Here is a 22,427-nt window from a genome sequence, read left to right on the forward strand (position 1 = left end):
GCATTTTTTATGCAAACTACAAAGCTAGGAAGATGATTATGTCTAAGCGGTTTATCTATGTCATGTTAATTCTTAACATGCTTACAAATATTGTAGCTTATGTTCCAATGGTGTTAATTGAAAATCGAAGTAATGGCTCAGTATTAGCTATGATCTTGGCTGTACCGACCGGGATTATTATTATCTACTTTTTCACAAAGTATATGAGCAATTTTCCATATATGGGATTACCTGAAATACTTGATAAATATGCACCTAAATGGTTTCGCTTATTTTTTCTGTCTGTTCAAGGTGTTTTATGGTACGTAGCGGGATTAGTTACGTTAGTTGCTTTTACTAATATCTCAAAACAATATATTAATCCTGATATGGATGAACTCCTGATTATGCTTACCTTTTTAATTGTCATTGTATTTGGAACAACATTACCGTCAAAAAAGGTCTTATATGCAACTGAAATTATTTTATTGCTTAATCTACCGTTTATTGCATTTATCATATTTAAGTCATATTTCAATGATGATTTAATGTGGGATTCAGTACGAATTACTATAACACACTTTCAAGACATCCCAAGCTTCGAATCAACTTCAACAGCTACATTTGTTTACACAGGTTACACCAATCTAGTTATTTTTAATCGTTTATATAAAGAAGTTAGAGTGAAATATTTATGGGCAATCGGTATACTAGGATTTTTCACTTTAATCACTACTTTTATCATTCCTATTGGTCTAAATGGATTTGATGGAGCAGAGTCTTTTACATTTCCTTGGATTGCTACGACAGAAGCGATAAGAATTGAATTAGGTTTTATTGAGCGAATAAGTTTTCTTTTCCTAGGATTATACATTAATGTTTCTTTAGCAAGTGTTATCCTTCATTGGCACGTAGGATTAGAGCAGTTAAAGGCCATTTTTCCAACTTTTAAATTTAAAAAAATAGATATAAAGCCATTTGTTATAGTTGGAGTTTTTGCTGTGTTAGCTATAATTGTTCAGCAATTTTTTCAGGAGAAAACAGTAGGAGAGATTGCAAAGGTGTGGATGATGCTCTTGTTACCTGCCCAGATTGCGGGCTTAGTCCTTTTGAAAATATTATCAATAAGAAAGGAAAAGCTCTTGAAATGAAAACCAGAATCTTAATGGTTGTTGCTGCTGCGCTCCTGTTCTTAGGTGGATGTGGTTATAAAGATATTGACCGCCGTTTTTTTGTTGTTTCGATAGGAGTGGACAAATCTGAAGATAAAGAGAATATGTATGATATCACCTTAAAGCTTGCGGTCCCATCTAGTGAAACAAAAACAGGAAGTAGTGAATCGCTAATAATGACCGAGTCTTCAGAAACGATCTCTGAGGCGGTAAGAATTATTAAGTCAAAAGTAGATAAAGAGTTAGATTTTAGTCATACAAAAATGATTATATTGGGTGAAAATGTAGTTGAAGACGACTTAACAAATATTTTAGATTGGTTTTATCGTAGACGTGATATTCAAGCTATTGCTTGGACAGCGGTAGGAAGTCCAACTGCTCTTTCAGTACTTGAAGTTGAACCTCCTGGAGAAAGAGTACCATCAAATTCATTATTGTTGAGTTTTGGAAACTTCGGAACAGAAACTCCCTATGTTACATCTGTTTATATTTTTGATTTTAGGAGAAGACAAACAGAAAGAGGGATTGATCCATTTCTACCAATTATTAAAACGGAAGAAGAAGCTTTCTCTATTAATAAAACAAGCCTGATATCAAATATGAAACAAGTCTTAGTTTTGTCTGAAGAAGAAACAAAATATTTTAATATGTTAAGAAATAGGGCTTCGAAGTTCGATATTAAGGTAGAAAAAGAGGGGAAACCCTATTTTGTTTTTTCAACAGATAAAATTAACGCAAGCTTTGATTTGAAAAGTAAAAAAAACAAAAGAGCTGCTATTTCTTATGATGTTCAACTAAGTGGGATTGTTGAAGAAGCTTTTGAAACGTTAGATGAAGGTCAGGCTAATGAGTATGAAAAAACGGTTAAAATTGAAGTTGAAGAACAAATTAGCAGCATGCTAAACAAGCTTCAAAAGGAAGAAGTAGACCCACTTGGTTTTGGATTAAGGTACCGTGCAACCGAAACAGGAAATGAATCTAATAAAGTAGAGAAGTGGGATGAAATGTATCCTGATGTTCAATTTAAAGTAAATGTATCAGTGGATATGAAGAATGTAGGCATTATACATGATCAGGAAGGTCATCCCGAATAAATATAGAGACAACTTTCCATCAGCTATGAACTTTCATATGAAAAAGTATGTAGCTTGACGGAGGGATTTTATGATAGTAATTGGAGCAGATAAACCACACCATGCTCACCGATTTTCAGCTATCACAACGAAATATCGGGAACATTTTCATATAATTGACGGATTTACAAGGGAAGTAAATGGTAATAGCTTTGATCGCCATAGCCATTTATATCGGGGAATTACGTCTTTTGAAAATAAACATTATCATCGATTTTATGGTGAAACAGGCCCTGCTATTCCATTACCGGGTGGAGGTCATTATCACTTATTTGAAAATCGAACTTATTATAATTATGACGAGCCGATCGATATTGAATATGGTGGTGTGCTGTATGGAGAAGGGGAACGTTCAAAACACGATCACCGATTTAAGGGAAGAACATATGGGATTGTGGGGGAAGATCCGCTTGCGAGAATGTCGTGTACGGGAATTACGACAAAATTAATTGACCATAAAGGCATCATGAAATAAGAGGCGGGTTTCCCCACCTCTTTATTTTCTTATCTATAAATCTTTGAACCACCGTCAATAAATTCCTTTGCCTTTTCTTTCATTCCCTCAGTTAATAACTCACGCTCAGTTTTACTTGAGTTATTACCTAATTCTCTAATATCATGTGATATTCTCATAGAGCAAAATTTCGGTCCACACATTGAACAAAAGTGAGCTGTTTTTGCCCCTTCAGCAGGTAAAGTTTCATCATGGTATTCTCTTGCTCTTTCGGGATCTAAAGAAAGATTAAACTGATCATTCCACCTAAATTCAAAGCGTGCCTTTGAAAGAGCGTCATCTCTGTTTTGGGCACCGGGATGGCCTTTTGCTAAGTCTGCAGCGTGTGCAGCAATTTTGTAGGCAATTACGCCTTCTCGAACATCTTCTTTATTTGGCAAACCTAAATGTTCCTTTGGTGTTACATAGCAAAGCATAGCTGTTCCAAACCAGCCAATCATCGCAGCACCTATAGCAGAAGTAATGTGATCATAGCCTGGAGCAATATCAGTAGTTAACGGACCTAAAGTGTAAAAAGGAGCTTCTTTACAAATCTCCTGCTGCTTTTCAACATTCTCTCTTATAAGATGCATTGGAACGTGACCAGGACCTTCAATCATTACTTGAACATCATAGTTCCATGCAATTTTTGTTAATTCACCCAAAGTTTCCAGCTCAGCGAATTGGGCTTCATCATTTGCATCGGCAATAGAACCAGGTCTTAATCCATCACCTAAAGAAATGGAAATATCATATTTTGAGAGAATTTCACAGATATCACGGAAGTGAGTATATAAGAAATTTTCTTTGTGATGAGCTAAACACCATTGTGCTAAGATAGAGCCTCCTCTTGATACAATTCCTGTGGTCCGCTTAGCTGTTAAAGGGATATATCTAAGAAGAACTCCAGCATGAATAGTAAAATAATCAACCCCTTGTTCAGCCTGTTCAATTAGCGTGTCACGATAGACTTCCCATGTTAAATCTTCAGCAATTCCATTTACTTTTTCCAATGCTTGATAGATAGGTACAGTACCAACAGGAACAGGGGAATTTCGGATAATCCATTCACGGGTTGTATGAATGTCTTTTCCAGTTGAAAGGTCCATTATCGTGTCTGCTCCCCACCTGGTTGCCCATGTCATTTTTTCAACTTCTTCTTCAATTGAAGAGGTAACAGCAGAATTCCCAATATTAGCATTAATCTTAACATGAAAATTTCTCCCGATAATCATTGGCTCAGTTTCGGGATGATTAATGTTAGCCGGAATAATAGCACGGCCTGATGCAACTTCTTCACGTACAAATTCGGGGTCCATTTGCTCCCTGATCGCAATAAACTCCATTTCAGGTGTAATAACCCCGTTTCTAGCGTAATGAAGCTGTGTTACTCGGTTACCGTCTTTTGCCACCAAAGGGTGTATGTGATTAGAGGGAAAGACCTCAATGTTTGTATGGTCACTAGAAGCTTTATATCCGTTATCTTCGGGCTTAGTTTCGCGTCCCTCATATTGCTTAACATCATTACGAGCAAGGATCCATTTTTCTCTCACTCTTGGTAAGCCTTTTCGAATATCAATTTCAGCAGTTATGTCGGTGTAAGGTCCACTCGTATCATAGACTTGAACAGGTGGATTAACTTCTTCAACATATGTATTCTTCGTTATGCTCTGGGAAATTTCCCTTACAGGAACTTGAATGTCAGGATTACTACCTTGTACATAAACTTTTTTACTTCCGGGAAATGGCTGTTTAATTGTTATCTTCATGCTTTCTCCTCCTTGAAATGAAAGTGATCGATTCAACATCAGCGGAAGGCAAATAAAAAACGGGTTCTGAAATTCAGAACCCGTTCAATGGTAGTAGGTAAAAATTGTAAAAGGGTGCGCGCATATCCCTTTACAATTGTCGCTACTTCCCTACGCTGGTATCATCCAGATCAGGTTCAAAGGGTCAAAGAACTTCAAACGCGTTCCTCTCTCAGTCCAGGCTAATGGACTCCCCTAGTAGAAAATGGTAATTTAATTAAAATCAGTTATAATCATATCATAATTGTTCATGTAGTCAACAGAATTTTTTGAAAAATAGGAGGGATTTGAGTTACCCTTATCTTTTCATCAATTGTCGATGGAGCTTCTCCATACGGACCTGCCATTCTTCAGAAAGTTCCCTAAGAGATAAAATCTTTTCAATTTGGGATAGATTCTCTTTATGATGGAAAAATGTATGGTGAATGGCAGCTACTGAAATGCCTGCAGGATGTTTTTTTATCAGTTTAATACTTGAATCCGAAGAGATCCTCCCTACCTCTAAAACACGAAAGAAATAACCGGTAAAACCATGTTCAACGATCTTATTTAATATTGTGTTGATATTGGTATATTTGTTAATAGTTGAACATGGGAATCTTCCTTGTGAAACTTGAACTACAACTTCACCAATTTGATAAATATCGCCTACGCAAACATCTGTTTCTTTCATACCTGAAACTGTTAGATTTTCTCCAAAAGCCGCCTTTGGTAAAGATTGTTTGTAAAGATTCTCCCAAAAATCATAATGTTCGTAGGGATAAACACAAATTACACGTTCAGACCCTCCATGGTAATCGTGGTTTGCTACATCATCGTCTAAAATATGGCTTGATTTTACCTCAAGTTTTTCTACTTGATTTTTACATATCCCTGAACGAAATTCTTTTCCTTTATGTATAAGTGTTGTTGGTTTTCCTTTACTAAGCCAAATAATTTTTTGATTCAATAGTATCACTTCCTCATGTATTTATCATTGTGTCTATAATAGAAAAAAATACACCAAAACCTTATTAAATGGTGTATTTTTAAGAAAGCTATTTTATTTTTTCTTATTAAGAGGTGAAGGATTATTTTTGTTCATTTCAATATTTAATAATTCATCTAAGTTTTGACTAGCAACCAATGTTCGATGTGAACTAATTCCATCTTCTTTGGCGATTGAAAACATTCTTTTTCGGTATTCTTCTATAACTGCATCTAGCGATTTCACACTGAACACCTCGCAATTTACATATATAGGTGGTAAAAAGTCCTATTAAATCTATTATCGGATATTTTTGTCAATTGTAAATAGAGAAATATGCTTTTAATGTATAATTTTTTGAAAATATTAAAAAAAGTAGGGTTAACAAAAGTGGAATGAGGAGATAAGGGGAAATATCAACTGTTATGTTTTATTGAGGGAAGCTAGAATTAATCGCTGCAGCAATATTATTATGTGTTGTCTGCAGCGATATATGATTAATTCCTACCACGTCCAAACCTAAATTGTGCATTCAACTGACCTTGTAGCATTTTTTTTCTAACATCTGCTTCACTTTCACGTTTCCTTTCTTTTAATCTCATTTCTTTTAAGATTTCAGTAGTTTGTACACCGTCCTCTCGTTTATCTGCAATGTCCATTAGTGTCTCAATATCAGAAAACGAATATTTTCTAGTTCCTCGTTCATTCCGATATGGAGCAATTAGTTTTCTTTCTTCATAATATCGAATTTGTCTCAAAGTTAATCCAGTCAACTCACTGACAGTCCCAATTGAGATTACCTTTTTATCCTTGTATGAGCGGTCTTGGTGATTCATTGCTCCACCCCTTAAAACATTCTTTTTACAAGTATATCCTGTTATGTAAGGAATGGCTTTTGTTTTGTTAGAAAATCTAACATAAAAATATGAAGATGCAAAAAGGGTGTTAGGAATCTTTACAGTGAAACTGAATCTTCTTTTAGATGAGGATAAAATGGGGATGACCACAAAATGGATTTTTAACATGTTTGCTTTAGAATATACCGAGTATTGTTGATTCTTGTTTCCTTAGAAAGATGAATTTTTACCCTATGAATTCTTTATTGGAACCATGGGGAAACCCGTTATTGAGTTGCACGAGGATTTGCTTTGAAAGAGAGCTTAAAAAGGTGAGTGGAAATATAGAGGTTACCTCTTCATATTGATTTGTTTCAGAATTGTAAATTGTTAGGATGTCAATTTTCTCATTATTAAAGATTGCCATGTATAGTTGCTGAGCTTTCGGCTCATTTTGGTTAAGGTAGAATACTTTTGTTCTTAAATAATCTGCCTTCTTTGCTATAACTTTTATTTTCACAAGTTTCAACTCCTTAAAGTGTTGAAACTATTCTCGACAAAATTTAAAGAATTTAATCAAATTAATACAATCTTAATAACTCGAAAGAAAATCTTAACATTACATTAATCGTCACATAATATTTTTGAGGTAAAGTAAGAAAGGTAAAATTATTAAATATGGAGATGAGTGCTATGAGCAAAATGTTACAAACTGCACTTGAGGAACAAAGAAATTATTACTCTCAAAAACTACTTGCAATTGGTGTTTATAATAGTCAGGTTATGAATAAGATGACGCTAACCGAGCTTAAAAATGAATATAATTATTTCTATCATAATGTTCCGAACGTAAAGGTAAAAGGGAACTCCGCAGGGTGATAGGGAACGAGAGCTCCACTTAATAAAAAAAGAGCTCTCTATACATATAAGTACTTATTCTTGAATGGAGTTAATAAAAAAATCATTGAATGGGTCGGGCAATATTGTCTTAAGTGTTGGAAATTCTTTCTTAATTTGATCGAGACTTTCTATTGAGGAATGGATATAGGTATCAAGAATTTCTGAATGAAAATCATGTTGATCATTTTTTTTGCAGCGTATTAATCTGTCAATTTCAGTCAGTACAAGATTATCATTTGAACATTCCTCAAAGATCCATTTCTCTCCTATTTGTGGAAACTCACGATGATTAACAATCCAAATACAGCACGCAATTGGTTTTATTACATTTAAATATAGTTTTGTTTTTGATTTATTCGTTTCAAATAAAGAATGATGATTTCTTTTAGCCATACTTAAATAATGATGAAGAACGGAAACTGGCGAAAAAGAAAGTTTAGAAAGTTTTCTTATTTCTTTTATAAAAAAAGGGTGAGTAAGATAGATTATTGGAGAATGTATCCACTCTAGTAATGTAGGATTAGATTTCAAAAGTAGTTGTAGAGCTTTTTTTATATCCCATCCAACATATTCCTCGTTATCTTTTGTAGAAAAGTCTAAGGTGTTTTTTCCTTCGGTAAGCTGCAAGTACCAGTTCATTTCTCGTTTATAAATAAAGCGAACATCAAAATCACTAAAAGATGTGTTCATGTTCCATGCTCTGCTTCCAGATTCGCAGGCATATAGAATTGTAATGTTTTGGTCTTTTTCTATTTTCCCTAGTGTTTCTAGTATTTTTTTATTCATAAGTCACCTCAAGATATATCTTTTCTTCTTTTTCTCCGTTAACACCTTCAAATATTCAATGATTAATAGTAAAATAAAAAAGTATCTAAAAATTGAATAGTTATCTATTGTTAATTTTGAACAAGAGGGCGATGGAATGAGATCATTTACTGAAGAAGAATTACAAAATGCATTAGATTTATTTCGTGTATTTGCAAGAGCTTTTAAAAGTATTTCCGAGCATTCTATCCGGGATAGTAAAGAGCACGGATTTAATCCAACAGAATTTGCTGTTTTGGAATTATTGTTTACAAAGGGGCCGCAAAAATTACAGCAAATTGGTTCAAGGTTGTTACTTGTTAGTGGAAATGTTACGTATGTTATTGATAAACTTGTAAAAAACGAGTTTATCTATCGGGAACAGGATCCTAAGGATAAGCGTTCAATTTACGCTAAGCTAACTGACAAAGGACAAAAGTATTTAGAAGAAATTTATCCTATACATGCTATACGGATTGCGCGTGCATTTTCAGGTCTTTCGGATGAAGAACAAGAACAATTGAAAGCGTTATTAAAAAAGGCTGGAGTTCATAGTCAACATTTGCTATTTAGATAGACATAATGTTAATAATTTTTGTAAACGTTTTCTAGGAGTGACTCATATAAGTCACTCCTTTTTATTTCTTATAAGAAAATCAGTAAATCACTAAGCTCTTTATTTGCCATGGTACGAGTAGTAACGTATCTTAATAATTAAATGTTACAAAAAGAATGCATGATTCAAAACATGTTAAAACTTGAAATAGCAATTGTAAGAATTTATATTGAGTTAGGATATTACATAATTAATCTTACTTTTATTGGTAGTGTCAAAAGATTTATGAAAACTACCTAAAGGGTTAGCTTCTCTCCTATTTACTGGATGGAGATGCGCCGCAATCTCTCTTGACAAACACGCCAATGGTTTGTGGATTGTTTAACAAGGGCGAAGGGAACAAAAGAAGGCATACCAAATAAGCCCTTGGTTGTTTCCATTTTAAACCATTGGCAAGTTCGGTTTGTCAAGAGTTCGCTCCGCCGATTGCTGAATTAGCTTAAGGGCTCAGCTAAACAAAAAGTTAGGCTTGTCTTTGTTCTACTATCCATTGTTGTGCTAATCCAATGAGCTTTGTCCAACGTGCTGGCATTGTTGGAAGCCCCTTGAGTTCTGGATTCACTACGGGCACTTTTCCTTCTAAGGCGGCATGCGGACGCAAAAAGTTAAAGTAGGCCGTAAATAAGGTGACGTATGAAATGGAACCATGTTCAGAGCCGAATCCATGAGTGGAGCGATAATTGCCCTTAAAGGTGCGGTTAAGTCTCTCAATTATTTGTTTCATTGGTCTATATTCGGTTGAAACAGGGTCCTCATTGGTTAATCCAATGACCTGCTTCACATCGAATAAAATCTCATGTTGAGCGAAGAAATGTTGGGCTAAAAGATAGATTGGATTCCCGTCTACCACAAAGGTCAGATTTTCTGGAATCTCTTTCATCTTGATTAAGACCTCATCAATTGCTCGAATGGCTGTTGCTGTGTCTCGATTAGGCGACACCGGATACGAAAGAATAATCTTTTTCACGGCGTCAAAAAAGAAAAATAAATAATGCCATCGACCGTTTACTCTGATATACGTTTCATCACCGCAGAATTGGTCTGAAAGTTCATAGGGATAGTGATCCACATAAGGTTTAAGTAATAAAGCTACGCTATTTTCGTAGTTCAATACAGTCTGATGTGAAATCATCACTCCGTGTACGTCCTGCATAATCGCAGCTGTTTTACGGGCCGAAAGGCCATAGTTTACATGATAGGTTAGGATCAATCCTAATGTATGTGGGGATGCATAAATCTTTGATAAGTCCACGGCCGGCAGTTCTGGTGATTCCTTAGATAACGGCTGGAAATCGATATAAAACTGACGGAAAATGTATCTCAATTTAAATGCTTGAGGGTCCTTTTTGAACCTTTTCTTTTCTTTTGAAGTCATCCCATTGAGCTTCTTTTGATAATAAGAACAGTCATTGTTCTTGCACTTAAACACGTGAAAATCTTTTCTTTCTTTTATTTTCTCGAGAGTCTTGGAACAATGAGGACACTTCAGGATGGCCTCCTTAGAGTAACGGTTCTTTTCACTGAAAAGTTCTGTACACACCTTGCATTGATACTGACCTTTATCTCCATTGTTGGCATAAAGATAATCCGATGGAGCACCACACTTTGGACAGTTCATGGCTTTAGGTACGGAAACTTTTGCATTCTTACGCCTTTGAACAGGTTTGAGAGCTTTCCCGTTCTTCTCTAGATATTCACTAAGAAGAACTCGATAATCAAGCTGTTCTAGAACTTCAATGACCGGAAGGTCATCCACTTGAAGTTTTCGATAAGGTTTATTTACGGGCTGTTCAGTAGGTTTATCGAACATGCTTTTACCAATCAATAAAGTAAGCAATGTTCGAATGAGTTGTTCTTGATAGTTTATAAAAGTTAATAAATAGGTTATAATTTGAGGGTACAAATTGTCACTTCCATTCTTGGTTGTTGGGTGTGTGGTAACCTCAATTATCCAAAGAATTTAGGGGGTGGCAATTTTTTTGCCTATAAAGCCCTCTATGGAGATATTTTATAACCTATTTCTTATAGAAGTTTTGACAATACGCTTTTATTAGAGAGGGGTAAAGAATGAAAATAAGTTCTTTTTCAATAAGAAGACCTGTGTTCACTATTGTGACAATGATCCTTGTATTAATACTTGGTGCTGTTTCTGTTATTAATATTCCCCTGAAGTTAATACCTGAAATTAATCCTCCTATTGGTGTAGTCGTGACCAATTATCAAGGTGCTGGTCCAAATGAGGTTGTTGAAAAGGTATCAAAACCATTAGAAGAGGCACTTTCAACAGTACAAGGAGTGGACAAAATTACATCCACCTCACAGGAAAATGCAAGTTTAGTCATTATGCAGTTTTCTTGGACAACACATATTGATGATGTTCAGGATGAAATTAGGACGAAAATGGAGGATACACCACTTCCTGATGATGCTGGTGATCCACGTTTCTTAAAGTTCGATCCATCACAGTTTCCGATTATTCAACTTTCGTTAACATCAAGTGAAAACGCTGATCAGCTACAAAAGCTTGCACAACAATTAGAACAGGAATTAACCAAAACAGAAGGTGTAGCAAGTGTAAACCTCTCAGGTGTAACTACAGATGAGGTTAGTGTTGTCATTAATCAAGAAAAGTTAGAAGAATATGCAGTTAGTCAATCAGAAATTGTAGATGTTATTAGAGCTAACTCAGTAACAACACCTGGCGATCCTGTTGTCACAGAAGGCAAACAGCTAACAACCAGGGTCATTAGCAGTATTGATTCTGTTGATGTATTAAAAGGTCTTGTAGTAAAAAAGAACCCAGCAAATGGAGATAATATAACAATAAATGATGTAGCAGCTGTTGCTATTACACCACAAAAATCAAATACCATTACCCGTGCAAATCAAGAAGCTTCTTTATTAGTAAGTGTACTGCAACAATCGGATGCCAATACTGCTGCTGTTTCAGATGCCTTTCAAGAAAAACTAGATGAAATGCTATCAGAGGAAGAGTATGAATCTATTGAAGCGGACATTATTTTTGACCAAGGAGATTATGTTGACCAGGCTATCGGTAACATGGTCAATACTCTACTAATCGGTGGACTTCTAGCCATGCTGATTTTATTTATCTTCCTTAAAAGTGTAAAAAGTCCTTTAATCATTGGGATAGCCATTCCATATTCCGTTATTGTGACCTTTGTGTTAATGTACTTTTCAAATTTCACCCTAAATATCATGACCTTAGGTGGTTTAGCACTAGGAATTGGTATGCTTGTTGATAATGCCATTGTTGTAATAGAAAATATCTATCGACACTTATCTATGGGAAAGAACCCAAAAGAAGCAGCCTATCAAGGAGCAAAAGAGATGGGACCTGCCATCATTGCATCTACTCTAACAACGGTTGCTGTGTTTTTACCTGTTGTCTTTATAACGGGAATCATTGGAGATCTTTTTACAGAATTTGCGTTAACCATTGCCTTTAGCTTATTTGCTTCATTATTTGTTGCGTTAACAATTGTTCCAATGCTCGCCAGTCAATTATTAAAAAAGCCGCGTGAAAACATAGAGAAGGTTCGTAGAGAGTCATCATTTATGCACTCATTAGATGGAACAATAAGGTGGGCACTCCGAAATCGTGCACTAGTTTTGGTTTTAACGTTAATGGTTTTTGCTGGTAGTTTATATGGATTCACAAGGGTAGGAGCAGTCTTTCTTCCAAATACTGATGAAGGGTTTTTTACTATTGATGTTGAACTCGAAAACGGTACTGCTTTATCGGCAACAAGTGAAGTTGTTGATTCGATAGAAAAAGAGCTAGAAAAAGAAGAAGATGTTGATTTATATGTAAGCTTGATTGGCTCAACACAGGAAGAATCCTTTAGAGGATCTGGAAGTACCAATATAGCCGAAATCTATGTGAAATTAAAAGAATTACAAAATAGGGATGTATCTACTTTTGATTTTATTGATGATATAAAGAAGTCTTTAGAGCAAGCAGCGAATCAGGTAAATAATACAGCTGAGCTTTCTTTTAACACCCAATCATCAACAGGTTCAACACCTAATACTTTGAGTTTTCATGTTAAAGATACAAATGAAACTCGCTTAAAAGAATCTATTGCTAAAATAGATGAAGCGCTACTCGATATTGAAGAGGTAGCGGAGTTAAGCAATGATCTAACTGAGACTGTTGAAGAAATACAGATTAAGGTAAATCGCGAAAAAGCACTTGAAAATGGATTAACTCCTGCTCAAATTGGAATGGTTGTAAATGATGTAACAAGAGGAACAGACGCTATTCAAATGACGAATCAAGAGAACAACGAGATTTATACAGTAAATGTACGGTATGAAGATTCTGTTCGTGAGAATATTGATGCATTAAAACAATTGCTTATTAAAAAGCCGGATAATAGCTTTGTTAATCTAGGTAATGTGACAACTATTGAAGTTGGAGAAGGCCCGGTTTCTATTCAGAGAATCGATAAACAACTAGCTGTACAATATACATTACGGTATGAGAATACAACAAATTTAGGTGATATTTCTACTGTTGTTGATGAAGAAATAGAAGAGCTTGATCTGCCGGAAGAAACAGAAATTGAATTTGGCGGTGATCGAGAACTTCTAGAATCTTCAATGGATGATATGATCCTGGCATTTGTTCTTGCAATCGTCTTTATTTACATTGTCATGGCTGCACAATTTGAATCTTTCAAATATCCATTTGTTATTATGTTTACCGTTCCATTAATGTTGATTGGAGTAGCAATTGCGTTAGTAGCAACTAACTCTCCAATTAGTTTAACAGTTGTTATTGGTCTTATTGTATTAGCTGGTATTGTGGTTAACAATGCAATTGTCATTGTTGATTACATTAATCAGAAAAAAGCAGAAGGATTTAAAACATATGATGCCCTTGTGGAATCTGTAAAAGTAAGAATACGTCCTATTCTAATGACGGCACTTACGACCATTCTTGGACTTGTTCCACTAGCTCTTGGTCTAGGTGAAGGAACCGAAATTAACAGACCGATGGGAATAACAGTAATAGGTGGACTTATCTCAAGTACTTTCCTAACATTGTTTATTATTCCTATTGTGTATAGTTTATTTGATAGGGAAACTAGAAGAATGAATAAAAAATATGTAACTCCAGACGGTCAGTTGATTCCAGCTTATTTACTTGAAGATAAACTAATTCATGAAGATAGACAGGAAGAAATCGAAAGCTCACAAGATAATAAAGAGCAACTTCCCGCGCCACCAAACCCTTCTAAATTTGAAAAAGAAGATATGGTGAATATGCTCGAACAAATCATTGATATTGTGAAAGATAAAAAATAGAGGACAAATGGGGCGTAGATCCCATTTGTCTTTTTTTTGTATCTCAACCGATTTGATCGATTAATGAGCGTAACATATCATCTTGTGGAGATTCTCCATATTTTTCAAACGGACAGCCTGAGTTTTTCACTCTGTTTAATACATGTTCTATTGTAAATTGTTCAACAGAAAGTTGTGGAGTAATTTCCTCCCAATATAGAGGGGCAGCGATATATGCACCTTCTTTTTTACCTCGAAGAGAATATGGAGCAATAATTGTTTTACCCTCGGCGTGTTGAATATAATCCACATACAACCGGTTTCCACGATTTTTCTTCATCCGTTCAATAGTAAAATCATCAGGAAAACTTGTTACCAAAAATTCAGCAATAAAACCTGTGAACTTTCTTGTTTCTTCATAAGTTAGAGAATTTTTGGAAATAGGTATATGGATTTGTAATCCTTTATTACCTGATAATTTTGGAAAGGTTTTTAACTGAAATTTGTCAAAAATCTTTTTCATTTCTAATGAAGCTTTAATAGCTAAGTGAAAGTATCCTTTAGAAGGAGGATCTAGATCAAATACGATTTCAGTTGGGTTACTAGTATCGATTGTTTGAAATGGTATATGATATTCAAATGCTAATTGATTCCCCAACCAAATTAATGTTGATAAATTATTACAAACTATATAATCAATATCCTCATGTTTTTTTGTTTGTATAAAGTCAGGTGCATAGTCAGGGCAATTTTTTTGATAAAAGGCTTCACCGAACATTCCATGTGGAAAACGGATGACAGTTAACAGTCGATTTTGTAAGAATGGCAGCATATATTGAGAAATTTGATATAAATAACTTAAAAATGTCTCCTTTTTTAAGTCAACCGTTTCCCATAAAGGTTTGTCTGGATGTGTGATTGAAATTTCTTGATGAATAGGTGCAGTTTTAAGTAAAAGCATGTCCCATGTACAATCTTCCACATGATAATCAAATCGAAATGTAAAAAAAGACGGTTCTCTTAGCTGATCTTTATATAGGGATAAAAACTGTAATTCAACCACAATTGCTGGTTTAATCTCAATAAAATTAGCTGTTTCCGAATGTTTGTTTTCTCGGATAATTTGCAGAAGTGCATCGCGTTCTTGACTGGAAATTCCATGAGAAAACACTCCTACTTGTATAATGTTATTTTTTGAATAAACCCCAACATGAAAGTAACCATTTTCTTTATCATAACCAGTAATAAAAAAACAGGCTCTTTTATAATTCTTAATTTTTAGCCACTGCTTCGTCCGAACGCCTGCTTCCCATTTTCCTTTTTGCTGCTTCGCAATAACGCCTTCTCCATCTTCTAACTTCATCTCTTTCCAAAGGGTTGAATAATCGGTTGTACAGGGAACATACTGTAAAAGATTAGAAGTTTTAGTATCAACAGTAGTACCGAGCTTTAACGCCTTAAAAAGATTTTTCAACTCAGACTTTCTTTCTTTGAAAGTATTTGATTGTAATGAATTACCTTTTAATTCAAGTAAATCAAAGGCTAGAAATCGACAAGGATGTTTCTCTGCTTCATGAAGTATTTTTTCCTTGTTTTTTAACCTGCCTCTAATTTGAAGCAATTCAAAGTTTGAAAAATGGGGAGTTTCAAGATAAACGAGTTCTCCATCCAATGTAATTGGTAAAAATGGCTCGAAAGCTTTATGTAGTTTTTTAACTTCATTTATAATTTCTGGAAAGTTGTCATTTAGTGATTTTTCATTTCTACTCATTAACTCAATGGAGGTGTTTGTAATAGTTAATATCGAGCGAAATCCATCATATTTCGTTTCGTAAATCCAATCTGAACCAGTTGGAATATCTGCGTGTAATGTAGGAAGCATTGGTTTCATGATTTTCCCCCTAAAAGTTGATAATCGTAAGTATCTAATTCTTAATATGGACAGATCTAGCATGAAACATGAAAGGAGAGAGGTATTTTTGAACAAAGCTGTATTTTTGGATCGAGATGGTGTAATTAATGAGGTGTTAACCAAACGGGTAAAGTTTGTTAATAAACCAGAGCAAATGTATTTGCTTGAAGGTGTTGGTGAAGGGATAAAAATGTTAAACGATGCAAACTTTTTAGTCTTTGTTGTAACAAACCAAGGTGGAGTTGGATTGGGGTATATGAAGGAAGAGATGTTAAAAAAGGTACATGAAAAAATGAAGAAAGATATTAATGAGTACGGTGGGAAAATTGATGATATTATTTATTGCCCTCATAAACCACATGCCGGCTGTGCTTGTCGCAAGCCGGAACCTGAGATGCTCCATACACTTGCGAACAAGCATCAAGTTTCTTTAAAAGAAAGTTACATGATTGGTGATCGTGATGTTGATATTATGGCAGGGAAGCAAGCCGGAGCAAAGACAATTTTAATTGGAGATGAAGAAGGGTTAGCGGATAAACATTTTCCCTCTTTGTATGAAGCCGCAGAATGGATTATTGCTCACTAAAAAGCGATCGGATGTGTTCCGGTTGCTTTTTATTATTCAGAATATTATTGCAACCTTTTTTACTACATGGTATTCTATTAACGTGAAAACGCTTGCAACAAAAGAGATTTCGGGAATATTGAAATCTTTATTATTTTTAATTTTTGTGCAAACGTTTCCGCAATTAACGACAAAAATTAGGGGAGGTAAAGAAATTTGAACGTAAAAGAAAGAAGATCATTAACTTATTTAGTTGTATTTGTTATGTTTTTACAGCTGTTTTCGGGTCTTTTTCCTTATGCAAACGCTAGCGCGGAGGTAATTAGTCCTGTCATTGAAGAAGATGGCAGTGTAACATTTCATTACAATCAGACAGACGAATCATCGGTATTTGTCATCGGCAGTTTCAATGGATGGGATTTAACAACTGCAGTTGAAATGAAATTAGAAAATGGGGTCTTTTCTGCTACTATTTCAGACCTGGAGCCAGGAAAATATGAGTATAAGTTTCTTATTAATAATCGTACATGGGATGAAAGCAGCACCGATCCGCTTAATCCAAATACAGCTGAAGGAAATTCTACCTTTACGATAGAATCAACAGAGCCTGTGAACGTTCAATCAGCTCTAATGGACTCATTTAGTGAGATTCTTGTTACAACAAATAAGAATTTTGGTGAGAAGGAATTTGTTTTAACAGATGTTGCTGAAAATAAGGTTATAGAAACAACTGTAACAAAAGTGGATGATAAGAAAGTCAAATTGATTCTTACTGATGAATCAAGTGTAGATGTAAGAAAAGTGTATAAAGTATCATTAGGTGGTTCTGAGGGTACAAAGGTAGTAATGCGTAACATATTAAATGATGACCGCTTTTTTTATGCCGGAAATGATTTAGGATATACGTATTCTTCTAGTAAAACAACTTTTAAACTTTGGGCACCAACTGCAACAAAAGTAAGTCTAGCAATCTATGAAGAAGCAGGTACCTATGAAGGTCCTTTTGTTTCTGACCATACAGGCGGTACAGAAAAGCTCATGACGAGAGCGGACAATGGTGTTTGGTCATTAACAGTTGATGAAGACTTGAAAAATAAATACTATATGTACAAACTCGATTTCGCTGATGGAACTTCTCATTATGCTGTTGATCCATACGCACGCTCTACTTCTGCTAATGGACAAAGAGCTGCGATTGTAGACTTAGACAGTACTGATCCAACGGGATTTGACCCTGCAGATAAACCTGCAGTAGTTTCTCCAGCTGATGCCATTATCTATGAACTTCATGTAAGAGATTTCTCAATCGATGAGCAATCTGGTATGGAGAATAAAGGGAAATACTTAGCTTTTACCGAGACAGGTACAACAGGTGCTAACGGTGTAAAAACAGGTGTGGATTCTTTAAGAGAATTGGGTGTTAACTATGTTCACTTATTGCCAACGTATGACTTTGGATCAGTGAATGAATTAACGGTCAACGACCCAAATTCTTCGGATGTTAAGTTTAACTGGGGCTATGATCCAATTCACTTTAATGTACCAGAAGGCTCGTATTCTAGTGATCCTATGGACCCGACTAGTAGAATTAAAGAATACAAGAGAATGGTTCAATCTTTACATGATAATGGAATACGTGTTATAGCAGATGTTGTTTATAATCACACTTATATGAATGAATCAACACAGCTTGAAGGAAGCTCACCCTTTAATCTTATTGTGCCTGGTTATTATTATCGTACAGATGATGCTGGACATATTACAAATGGATCTGGTACAGGTAATGAAGTGGCCTCTGAGCGACCAATGGTCCGTAAGTATATCAAGGATTCTGTGCAATATTGGGCGACTGAATTTGGAATTGATGGATTCCGATTTGATTTAATGGGTCTCATCGATCAAAAAACAATGCAGGAATTAACGAAAGAACTACAAAACAAAGTAGATCCTAATGTGTTAATTTATGGAGAGCCATGGACAGGTGGTTCAACTAGTCTTCCATCTTCTATGCAGCACGTTAAAGGCTCTCAAAAAGATCAAGGATATGCTGTTTTTAATGATAATATTCGCGGAGCTATTAAAGGTGATAGTGATGCAGCTGGAACTGGCTTTGCAACAGGTGCTTCTGGAAAAGAGGGAGACATTGTTGAAGGTGTAAAAGGAGCAATTGATCAGTTTACAAACAAACCACAGGAGAGCATCACATATGTAACTGCACATGATAACTTGAACCTATGGGATAAATTAATGAGAGTGGCTGGTACTGATACGGATCATGAATCAGATCAATATGATCCTCATGCAGTTATTACAGAGGAAGATGCTTTAACGAATGAATGGGTAAAACGTAGTCTATTAGCAAATGGAATTGTATTAACTTCACAAGGCATTCCATTTCTTCATGCTGGTGAAGAGATGCTTAGAAGTAAATATGGTGTTCATAATAGCTATAAAAGCCCTGACAGTATCAATAAGATTCGTTGGGAATTAAAGAACGACTATCAATCTGTTTTTACTTACTACAAAGGATTAATTGAACTACGTAAAAAACATGCTGCTTTTAAAATGGATTCGAAGGAAGAAGTACAATCACATTTACAAGTACTAAAACAGAATGAAAATGTTGTGGCATATCAACTAAAAGATCACGCGAATAATGATACATGGAAAAATATCGTTGTCATTTATAATGCAAATAAAACGGCAAAAGAGGTAGTATTACCTGTAAACGGAAATTGGAATATTGTGGTTGACCATACATCAGCTGGTACTGAAACAATTCGTACGGTTAATTCAGGCAAAGTAACTGTTGAAGGTCTTTCCATGATGGTTCTTTATGATCAAAAAGAAGCAGAATACACACCTGTGCCGACAAGTATTGAAATAAACCCTGATGTTTTTGCTATTAATCCTGGTGAAACAAAAGGTGTTAGTGCATATGTGAAGGATCAAAACGGACGTGTAATGTTAGGTGAAGACTTAACGTGGACTTCTTCTAATGAAGCAGTTGCAAAAGTTAATAATGGTCGAGTTGTTGGTGTAACAGAAGGAACTGCCATTATTACCGTAAAAGCAGGAGAGATTCAAGCGAAAATTGAAGTAACGGTTGCAACACTTCTACCGGATACAATTTCAATTGTCGGGAATGACTCAGTATTTGCAACATATTCAACACAACTATCAGCTCATGTAAAGGACCAATTTAATCAAGATTTATTAGATTCAAAAGTAACATGGTCATCCTCTGACAAAACGATTGCAACTGTTGACAATAGCGGAAAGGTGACAGGAATCAAACCAGGTAATGTTGTTATTACAGTTACTTCAGGAGCTGCACAAGCAACTTTTGATATAAAGGTTAAGGAAAATGTTAAACGTTATGTGCGTATTAAGTATGTGAGACCTGACGGTGATTTCACTGGTGATTTTGGTGCTTGGAACTTGTGGGTTTGGAATACAGGTGTGAAAAACGACCAAATTGACTTTGAAACAATTGAAGGTGATACAGCTATAGCAAATGTTGAAATTGCACCTGAAACCGAGTCAATTGGCTTCTTAGTAAGAAAAGGAACAGATTGGAACACAGCTAAGGTTTCACCTGATAGTGATGACCACAACGTGACGATTAATCGTGATGATATGATAACAAAGGTAACCGTTGTGACAGGTGTTGCAGGTCAAACAGTTGTACCAACTGTGAAAGGTCCTGATTTACAAGATGGAGATGCTACGTTCTATTATAGAGATGAAGAACTTTTCCAAAATGATGAAATGCATACGATTGATGATGTGAGGGTAAAAGTTAATGGACAAGAATATCAAATGGATTATAGTGAACAAAATGAGTATTTTATTTATAAATTAGAGGATTTAGAGGAAGGTTCATATGAATATTCCTTTTTAGTGACAACAGACGGTGAAACCAAAGAAGTAACCGATCCAAAGAACACGAAAAATGGCAAATCAATCATTACTTATACTCGTCCAGACTTAAACATTGAAACGAAGGTTTCTCCTTCTGAAATCACATATGATGAAAACACTGTTTTAAAAGTAAATGTAACATCTGAGGATCAAGTTAGCATAAAAGAAATTACGGCTGATTTGTCAGCATTGGGTGGAAAGAACAAGGTTGAAATTGATCCAACAATAGGTGCTGTTTCAATAGGTGCTAACGAGTCGGTGACAGCTGGAGAAAAGGAAATTGTCATCAGTGTAGTTGATGAGTTCGGAAACACTCACAAAAAAACAGTGATCGTAACGATCAAGCCAGAACAAGTTGTAGGAGATAAACTAGACTTTGATTGGGATGAGGCACGAATTTATTTTATGCTAACAGACCGTTTTAAAGATGGTGATCCATCTAATAACGGCGGAGTAGAATATGATCCAACACACTCAGAAGCATATCATGGTGGTGACTTCCAAGGGATCATTGATAAGCTAGACTATATTGAAGACCTTGGTATTAATACAATCTGGATATCACCAATTGTTGATAATATTGACTTCAATAAAGGATTAGATTTCAACACGACAGAAGGGCTTAAAGCAAAACAGTATGGTTACCACGGATACTGGGCAAAGGATTTTACAACGTTAGATGAGCATTTAGGTGATATGAAAACTTTCCAAAAACTTATCGAAAAAGCACATGATCGTGGAATAAAAATTATGCTAGATGTGGTTGTAAACCATGCAGGATATGGAATGGATGGGGAAGTATGGGAAACTTGGAAAGCAGATTCTGATCATCTTCCAACTGAAGAAGAATTAGCTGAATTTAGCGGTATGCTTCGAACAGTCGATGAAGATCCTACAGTACGTGGTGAACTAGATCATTTACCAGATTTTAAAACAGAAGATGCTGCAGTGCGCCAACAAATCATAGACTGGCAAACAGCTTGGCTTGAAAAAGCGAAAACGAGACGTGGAGATACAATTGACTTCTTCCGCATTGATACAGTTAAACATGTAGAAGATGCAACATGGCAAGCATTGAAAAATGATTTAACTTCTATTGATCCTGAATTTAAAATGATTGGAGAATATTGGGGAGCAAGTATCAATAATGACGGGGGATACTTAGGAACTGGTCAAATGGATTCACTATTAGATTTTGATTTTAAAGAAAAAGCAAAATCTTTTGTAGATGGTTCCATTGATAGTGTTGAAACATATTTACAAGACAGAAATAAACAACTTTCAAACACAGCAACATTAGGGCAATTTCTAAGCAGTCATGACCAGAATGGTTTCTTAACGGAATACGTGAATGGGGATGTTGGGAAGCTGAAGGTTGCATCTGCTCTACAAATTACATCGAAAGGTCAACCTGTTATTTACTATGGTGAAGAACTAGGACGATCTGGGAAATCGGATTGGGAAAAAGATACGGATGGAAATGTAGTGGCATTTGGTCAAAATAGAGGTGATATGCCATGGGAACTTTATGAAAATAAAGATCCTGAAGCAATGGCTCTACATGATCATTACTCTAAACTTCTTACTATTCGTAAAGATTTTTCAAAGGTCTTTTCAAAGGGTACAAGAGAAAAAGTTGCTGGTGGAGACTCTGATAAATACATTGTTTTCTCAAGAGAATATGATGATGATCGACTGTTAGTTGGCCTTAATACAACATCAGAAAAGAAAAAAGCAACTTTTAAAGTGGACTTTGCTCCAAAAACAAAGTTAACAGATCTTTACAGTGGTAAAAAATACAAAGTTAGTAAAAATCAAGAAATAACGATAGAACTACCTTCAAAAGATCAAGGTGGAACAGCCATTTTGGCAGAATTTACTCCAGGTAAATCAAATAAAAAACAAAAAGATCATAAGAAAAATAAATAAATGGCAAAATGTTGATTGATACTAAAGAAGTCTGATGAGATTTTCATCAGACTTTTTTCGATTAAGAACAAGAAGC

The 22,427-nt window shown here is 35.3% G+C and carries 15 protein-coding genes, 1 pseudogene and 1 riboswitch; of the genes and pseudogenes, 8 read left to right on the forward strand and 8 right to left on the reverse strand.

Going from position 1 to position 22,427, the window contains the following annotated elements; all coding sequences use genetic code 11:
• Positions 1-38: 38 nt before the first annotated feature.
• The 3 genes and pseudogenes from LPC09_RS07695 (at position 39) to LPC09_RS07705 (ending at position 2,759) form a co-directional block, all read left to right on the forward strand.
• A complete protein-coding gene (locus LPC09_RS07695; protein WP_231309359.1) occupies positions 39-1,130 on the forward strand; it encodes a GerAB/ArcD/ProY family transporter in 1,092 nt (363 codons plus the stop codon).
• Positions 1,127-2,245 (forward strand): Ger(x)C family spore germination protein, encoded by a 1,119-nt coding sequence (locus LPC09_RS07700; RefSeq protein WP_231309360.1) that lies wholly within the window; start codon positions 1,127-1,129, stop codon positions 2,243-2,245. The genes LPC09_RS07695 and LPC09_RS07700 overlap by 4 nt, the downstream gene beginning before the upstream one ends.
• A gap of 54 nt (positions 2,246-2,299) precedes the next feature.
• Positions 2,300-2,759, forward strand: a pseudogene (locus tag LPC09_RS07705) (YmaF family protein).
• Between the two features lie 29 nt (positions 2,760-2,788).
• On the opposite strand, the gene thiC reads toward LPC09_RS07705, so the two are convergent.
• The 5 genes from thiC to LPC09_RS07730 all read right to left on the reverse strand — a co-directional run bounded on the left by thiC (position 2,789) and on the right by LPC09_RS07730 (position 6,908).
• A complete protein-coding gene (gene thiC / locus LPC09_RS07710) occupies positions 2,789-4,546 on the reverse strand; it encodes a phosphomethylpyrimidine synthase ThiC (RefSeq protein ID WP_231309361.1) in 1,758 nt (585 codons plus the stop codon).
• A gap of 130 nt (positions 4,547-4,676) precedes the next feature.
• Positions 4,677-4,792: riboswitch (TPP riboswitch) on the reverse strand.
• Positions 4,793-4,883: 91 nt separating this feature from the next.
• Entirely contained in the window at positions 4,884-5,534 is a 651-nt protein-coding gene (locus tag LPC09_RS07715; protein WP_442920019.1) for an MOSC domain-containing protein, read from the reverse strand.
• A gap of 93 nt (positions 5,535-5,627) precedes the next feature.
• Positions 5,628-5,798 carry an aspartyl-phosphate phosphatase Spo0E family protein gene (locus LPC09_RS07720; RefSeq protein WP_231309363.1) on the reverse strand — a complete coding sequence of 57 codons (171 nt, stop codon included), beginning with the start codon at positions 5,796-5,798 and terminating at the stop codon, positions 5,628-5,630.
• Between the two features lie 251 nt (positions 5,799-6,049).
• The gene (locus tag LPC09_RS07725) at positions 6,050-6,388 is read right to left on the reverse strand and encodes a MerR family transcriptional regulator (protein ID WP_231309364.1); all 339 of its coding nucleotides are present in this window, start codon (positions 6,386-6,388) and stop codon (positions 6,050-6,052) included.
• 247 nt (positions 6,389-6,635) lie between these two features.
• A complete protein-coding gene (locus LPC09_RS07730; protein WP_231309365.1) occupies positions 6,636-6,908 on the reverse strand; it encodes a hypothetical protein in 273 nt (90 codons plus the stop codon).
• 173 nt (positions 6,909-7,081) lie between these two features.
• Between LPC09_RS07730 and LPC09_RS07735 the strand changes: the two genes are divergently transcribed.
• Complete coding sequence (locus LPC09_RS07735; RefSeq protein ID WP_231309366.1) at positions 7,082-7,267, forward strand: Fur-regulated basic protein FbpA; 186 nt, start codon at positions 7,082-7,084, stop codon at positions 7,265-7,267.
• A 54-nt stretch (positions 7,268-7,321) separates the two neighbouring features.
• Here the strand turns inward: LPC09_RS07735 and LPC09_RS07740 are convergent, their stop codons facing one another.
• Entirely contained in the window at positions 7,322-8,074 is a 753-nt protein-coding gene (locus LPC09_RS07740) for a nucleotidyltransferase domain-containing protein (RefSeq protein WP_231309367.1), read from the reverse strand.
• A 136-nt stretch (positions 8,075-8,210) separates the two neighbouring features.
• Here LPC09_RS07740 and LPC09_RS07745 point away from each other — a divergent pair, with 136 nt between their 5' ends.
• Positions 8,211-8,669 (forward strand): MarR family winged helix-turn-helix transcriptional regulator, encoded by a 459-nt coding sequence (locus tag LPC09_RS07745; RefSeq protein ID WP_231309368.1) that lies wholly within the window; start codon positions 8,211-8,213, stop codon positions 8,667-8,669.
• Between the two features lie 502 nt (positions 8,670-9,171).
• On the opposite strand, the gene LPC09_RS07750 is transcribed toward LPC09_RS07745, so the two are convergent.
• On the reverse strand, positions 9,172-10,611 hold the full coding sequence (locus LPC09_RS07750; protein ID WP_098795475.1) for a DDE-type integrase/transposase/recombinase: 1,440 nt from the start codon (positions 10,609-10,611) through the stop codon (positions 9,172-9,174).
• A 164-nt stretch (positions 10,612-10,775) separates the two neighbouring features.
• Between LPC09_RS07750 and LPC09_RS07755 the strand changes: the two genes are divergently transcribed.
• Complete coding sequence (locus tag LPC09_RS07755; protein WP_231309369.1) at positions 10,776-14,042, forward strand: efflux RND transporter permease subunit; 3,267 nt, start codon at positions 10,776-10,778, stop codon at positions 14,040-14,042.
• 43 nt (positions 14,043-14,085) lie between these two features.
• On the opposite strand, the gene LPC09_RS07760 is transcribed toward LPC09_RS07755, so the two are convergent.
• Positions 14,086-15,912, reverse strand: a complete 1,827-nt coding sequence (locus LPC09_RS07760; RefSeq protein WP_231309370.1) for a DNA ligase D — start codon at positions 15,910-15,912, stop codon at positions 14,086-14,088.
• A gap of 88 nt (positions 15,913-16,000) precedes the next feature.
• Between LPC09_RS07760 and LPC09_RS07765 the strand changes: the two genes are divergently transcribed.
• Together LPC09_RS07765 and pulA are read left to right on the forward strand one after the other, a co-directional pair.
• Positions 16,001-16,519: a D-glycero-alpha-D-manno-heptose-1,7-bisphosphate 7-phosphatase gene (locus LPC09_RS07765; protein WP_231309371.1), complete on the forward strand. Its 519-nt coding sequence runs from the start codon at positions 16,001-16,003 to the stop codon at positions 16,517-16,519.
• A gap of 195 nt (positions 16,520-16,714) precedes the next feature.
• Positions 16,715-22,351, forward strand: coding sequence for a type I pullulanase (gene pulA, locus LPC09_RS07770; RefSeq protein ID WP_231309372.1), 5,637 nt, complete (start codon positions 16,715-16,717; stop codon positions 22,349-22,351).
• The last annotated feature ends 76 nt before the right edge of the window (positions 22,352-22,427 follow it).

Source organism: Metabacillus sp. B2-18 (genome assembly GCF_021117275.1).
Taxonomy (GTDB): domain Bacteria; phylum Bacillota; class Bacilli; order Bacillales; family Bacillaceae; genus Metabacillus.

Coding starts and splice junctions, on each gene's coding strand:
- LPC09_RS07755 (WP_231309369.1), top strand. CDS start 10,776: ATGAAAATAAGTTCTTTTTCAATAAGAAGACCTGTGTTCACTATTGTG.
- LPC09_RS07700 (WP_231309360.1), top strand. CDS start 1,127: ATGAAAACCAGAATCTTAATGGTTGTTGCTGCTGCGCTCCTGTTCTTA.
- LPC09_RS07745 (WP_231309368.1), top strand. CDS start 8,211: ATGAGATCATTTACTGAAGAAGAATTACAAAATGCATTAGATTTATTT.
- LPC09_RS07760 (WP_231309370.1), bottom strand. CDS start 15,912: ATGAAACCAATGCTTCCTACATTACACGCAGATATTCCAACTGGTTCA.
- LPC09_RS07695 (WP_231309359.1), top strand. CDS start 39: ATGTCTAAGCGGTTTATCTATGTCATGTTAATTCTTAACATGCTTACA.
- LPC09_RS07740 (WP_231309367.1), bottom strand. CDS start 8,074: ATGAATAAAAAAATACTAGAAACACTAGGGAAAATAGAAAAAGACCAA.
- thiC (WP_231309361.1), bottom strand. CDS start 4,546: ATGAAGATAACAATTAAACAGCCATTTCCCGGAAGTAAAAAAGTTTAT.
- LPC09_RS07725 (WP_231309364.1), bottom strand. CDS start 6,388: ATGAATCACCAAGACCGCTCATACAAGGATAAAAAGGTAATCTCAATT.
- LPC09_RS07735 (WP_231309366.1), top strand. CDS start 7,082: ATGAGCAAAATGTTACAAACTGCACTTGAGGAACAAAGAAATTATTAC.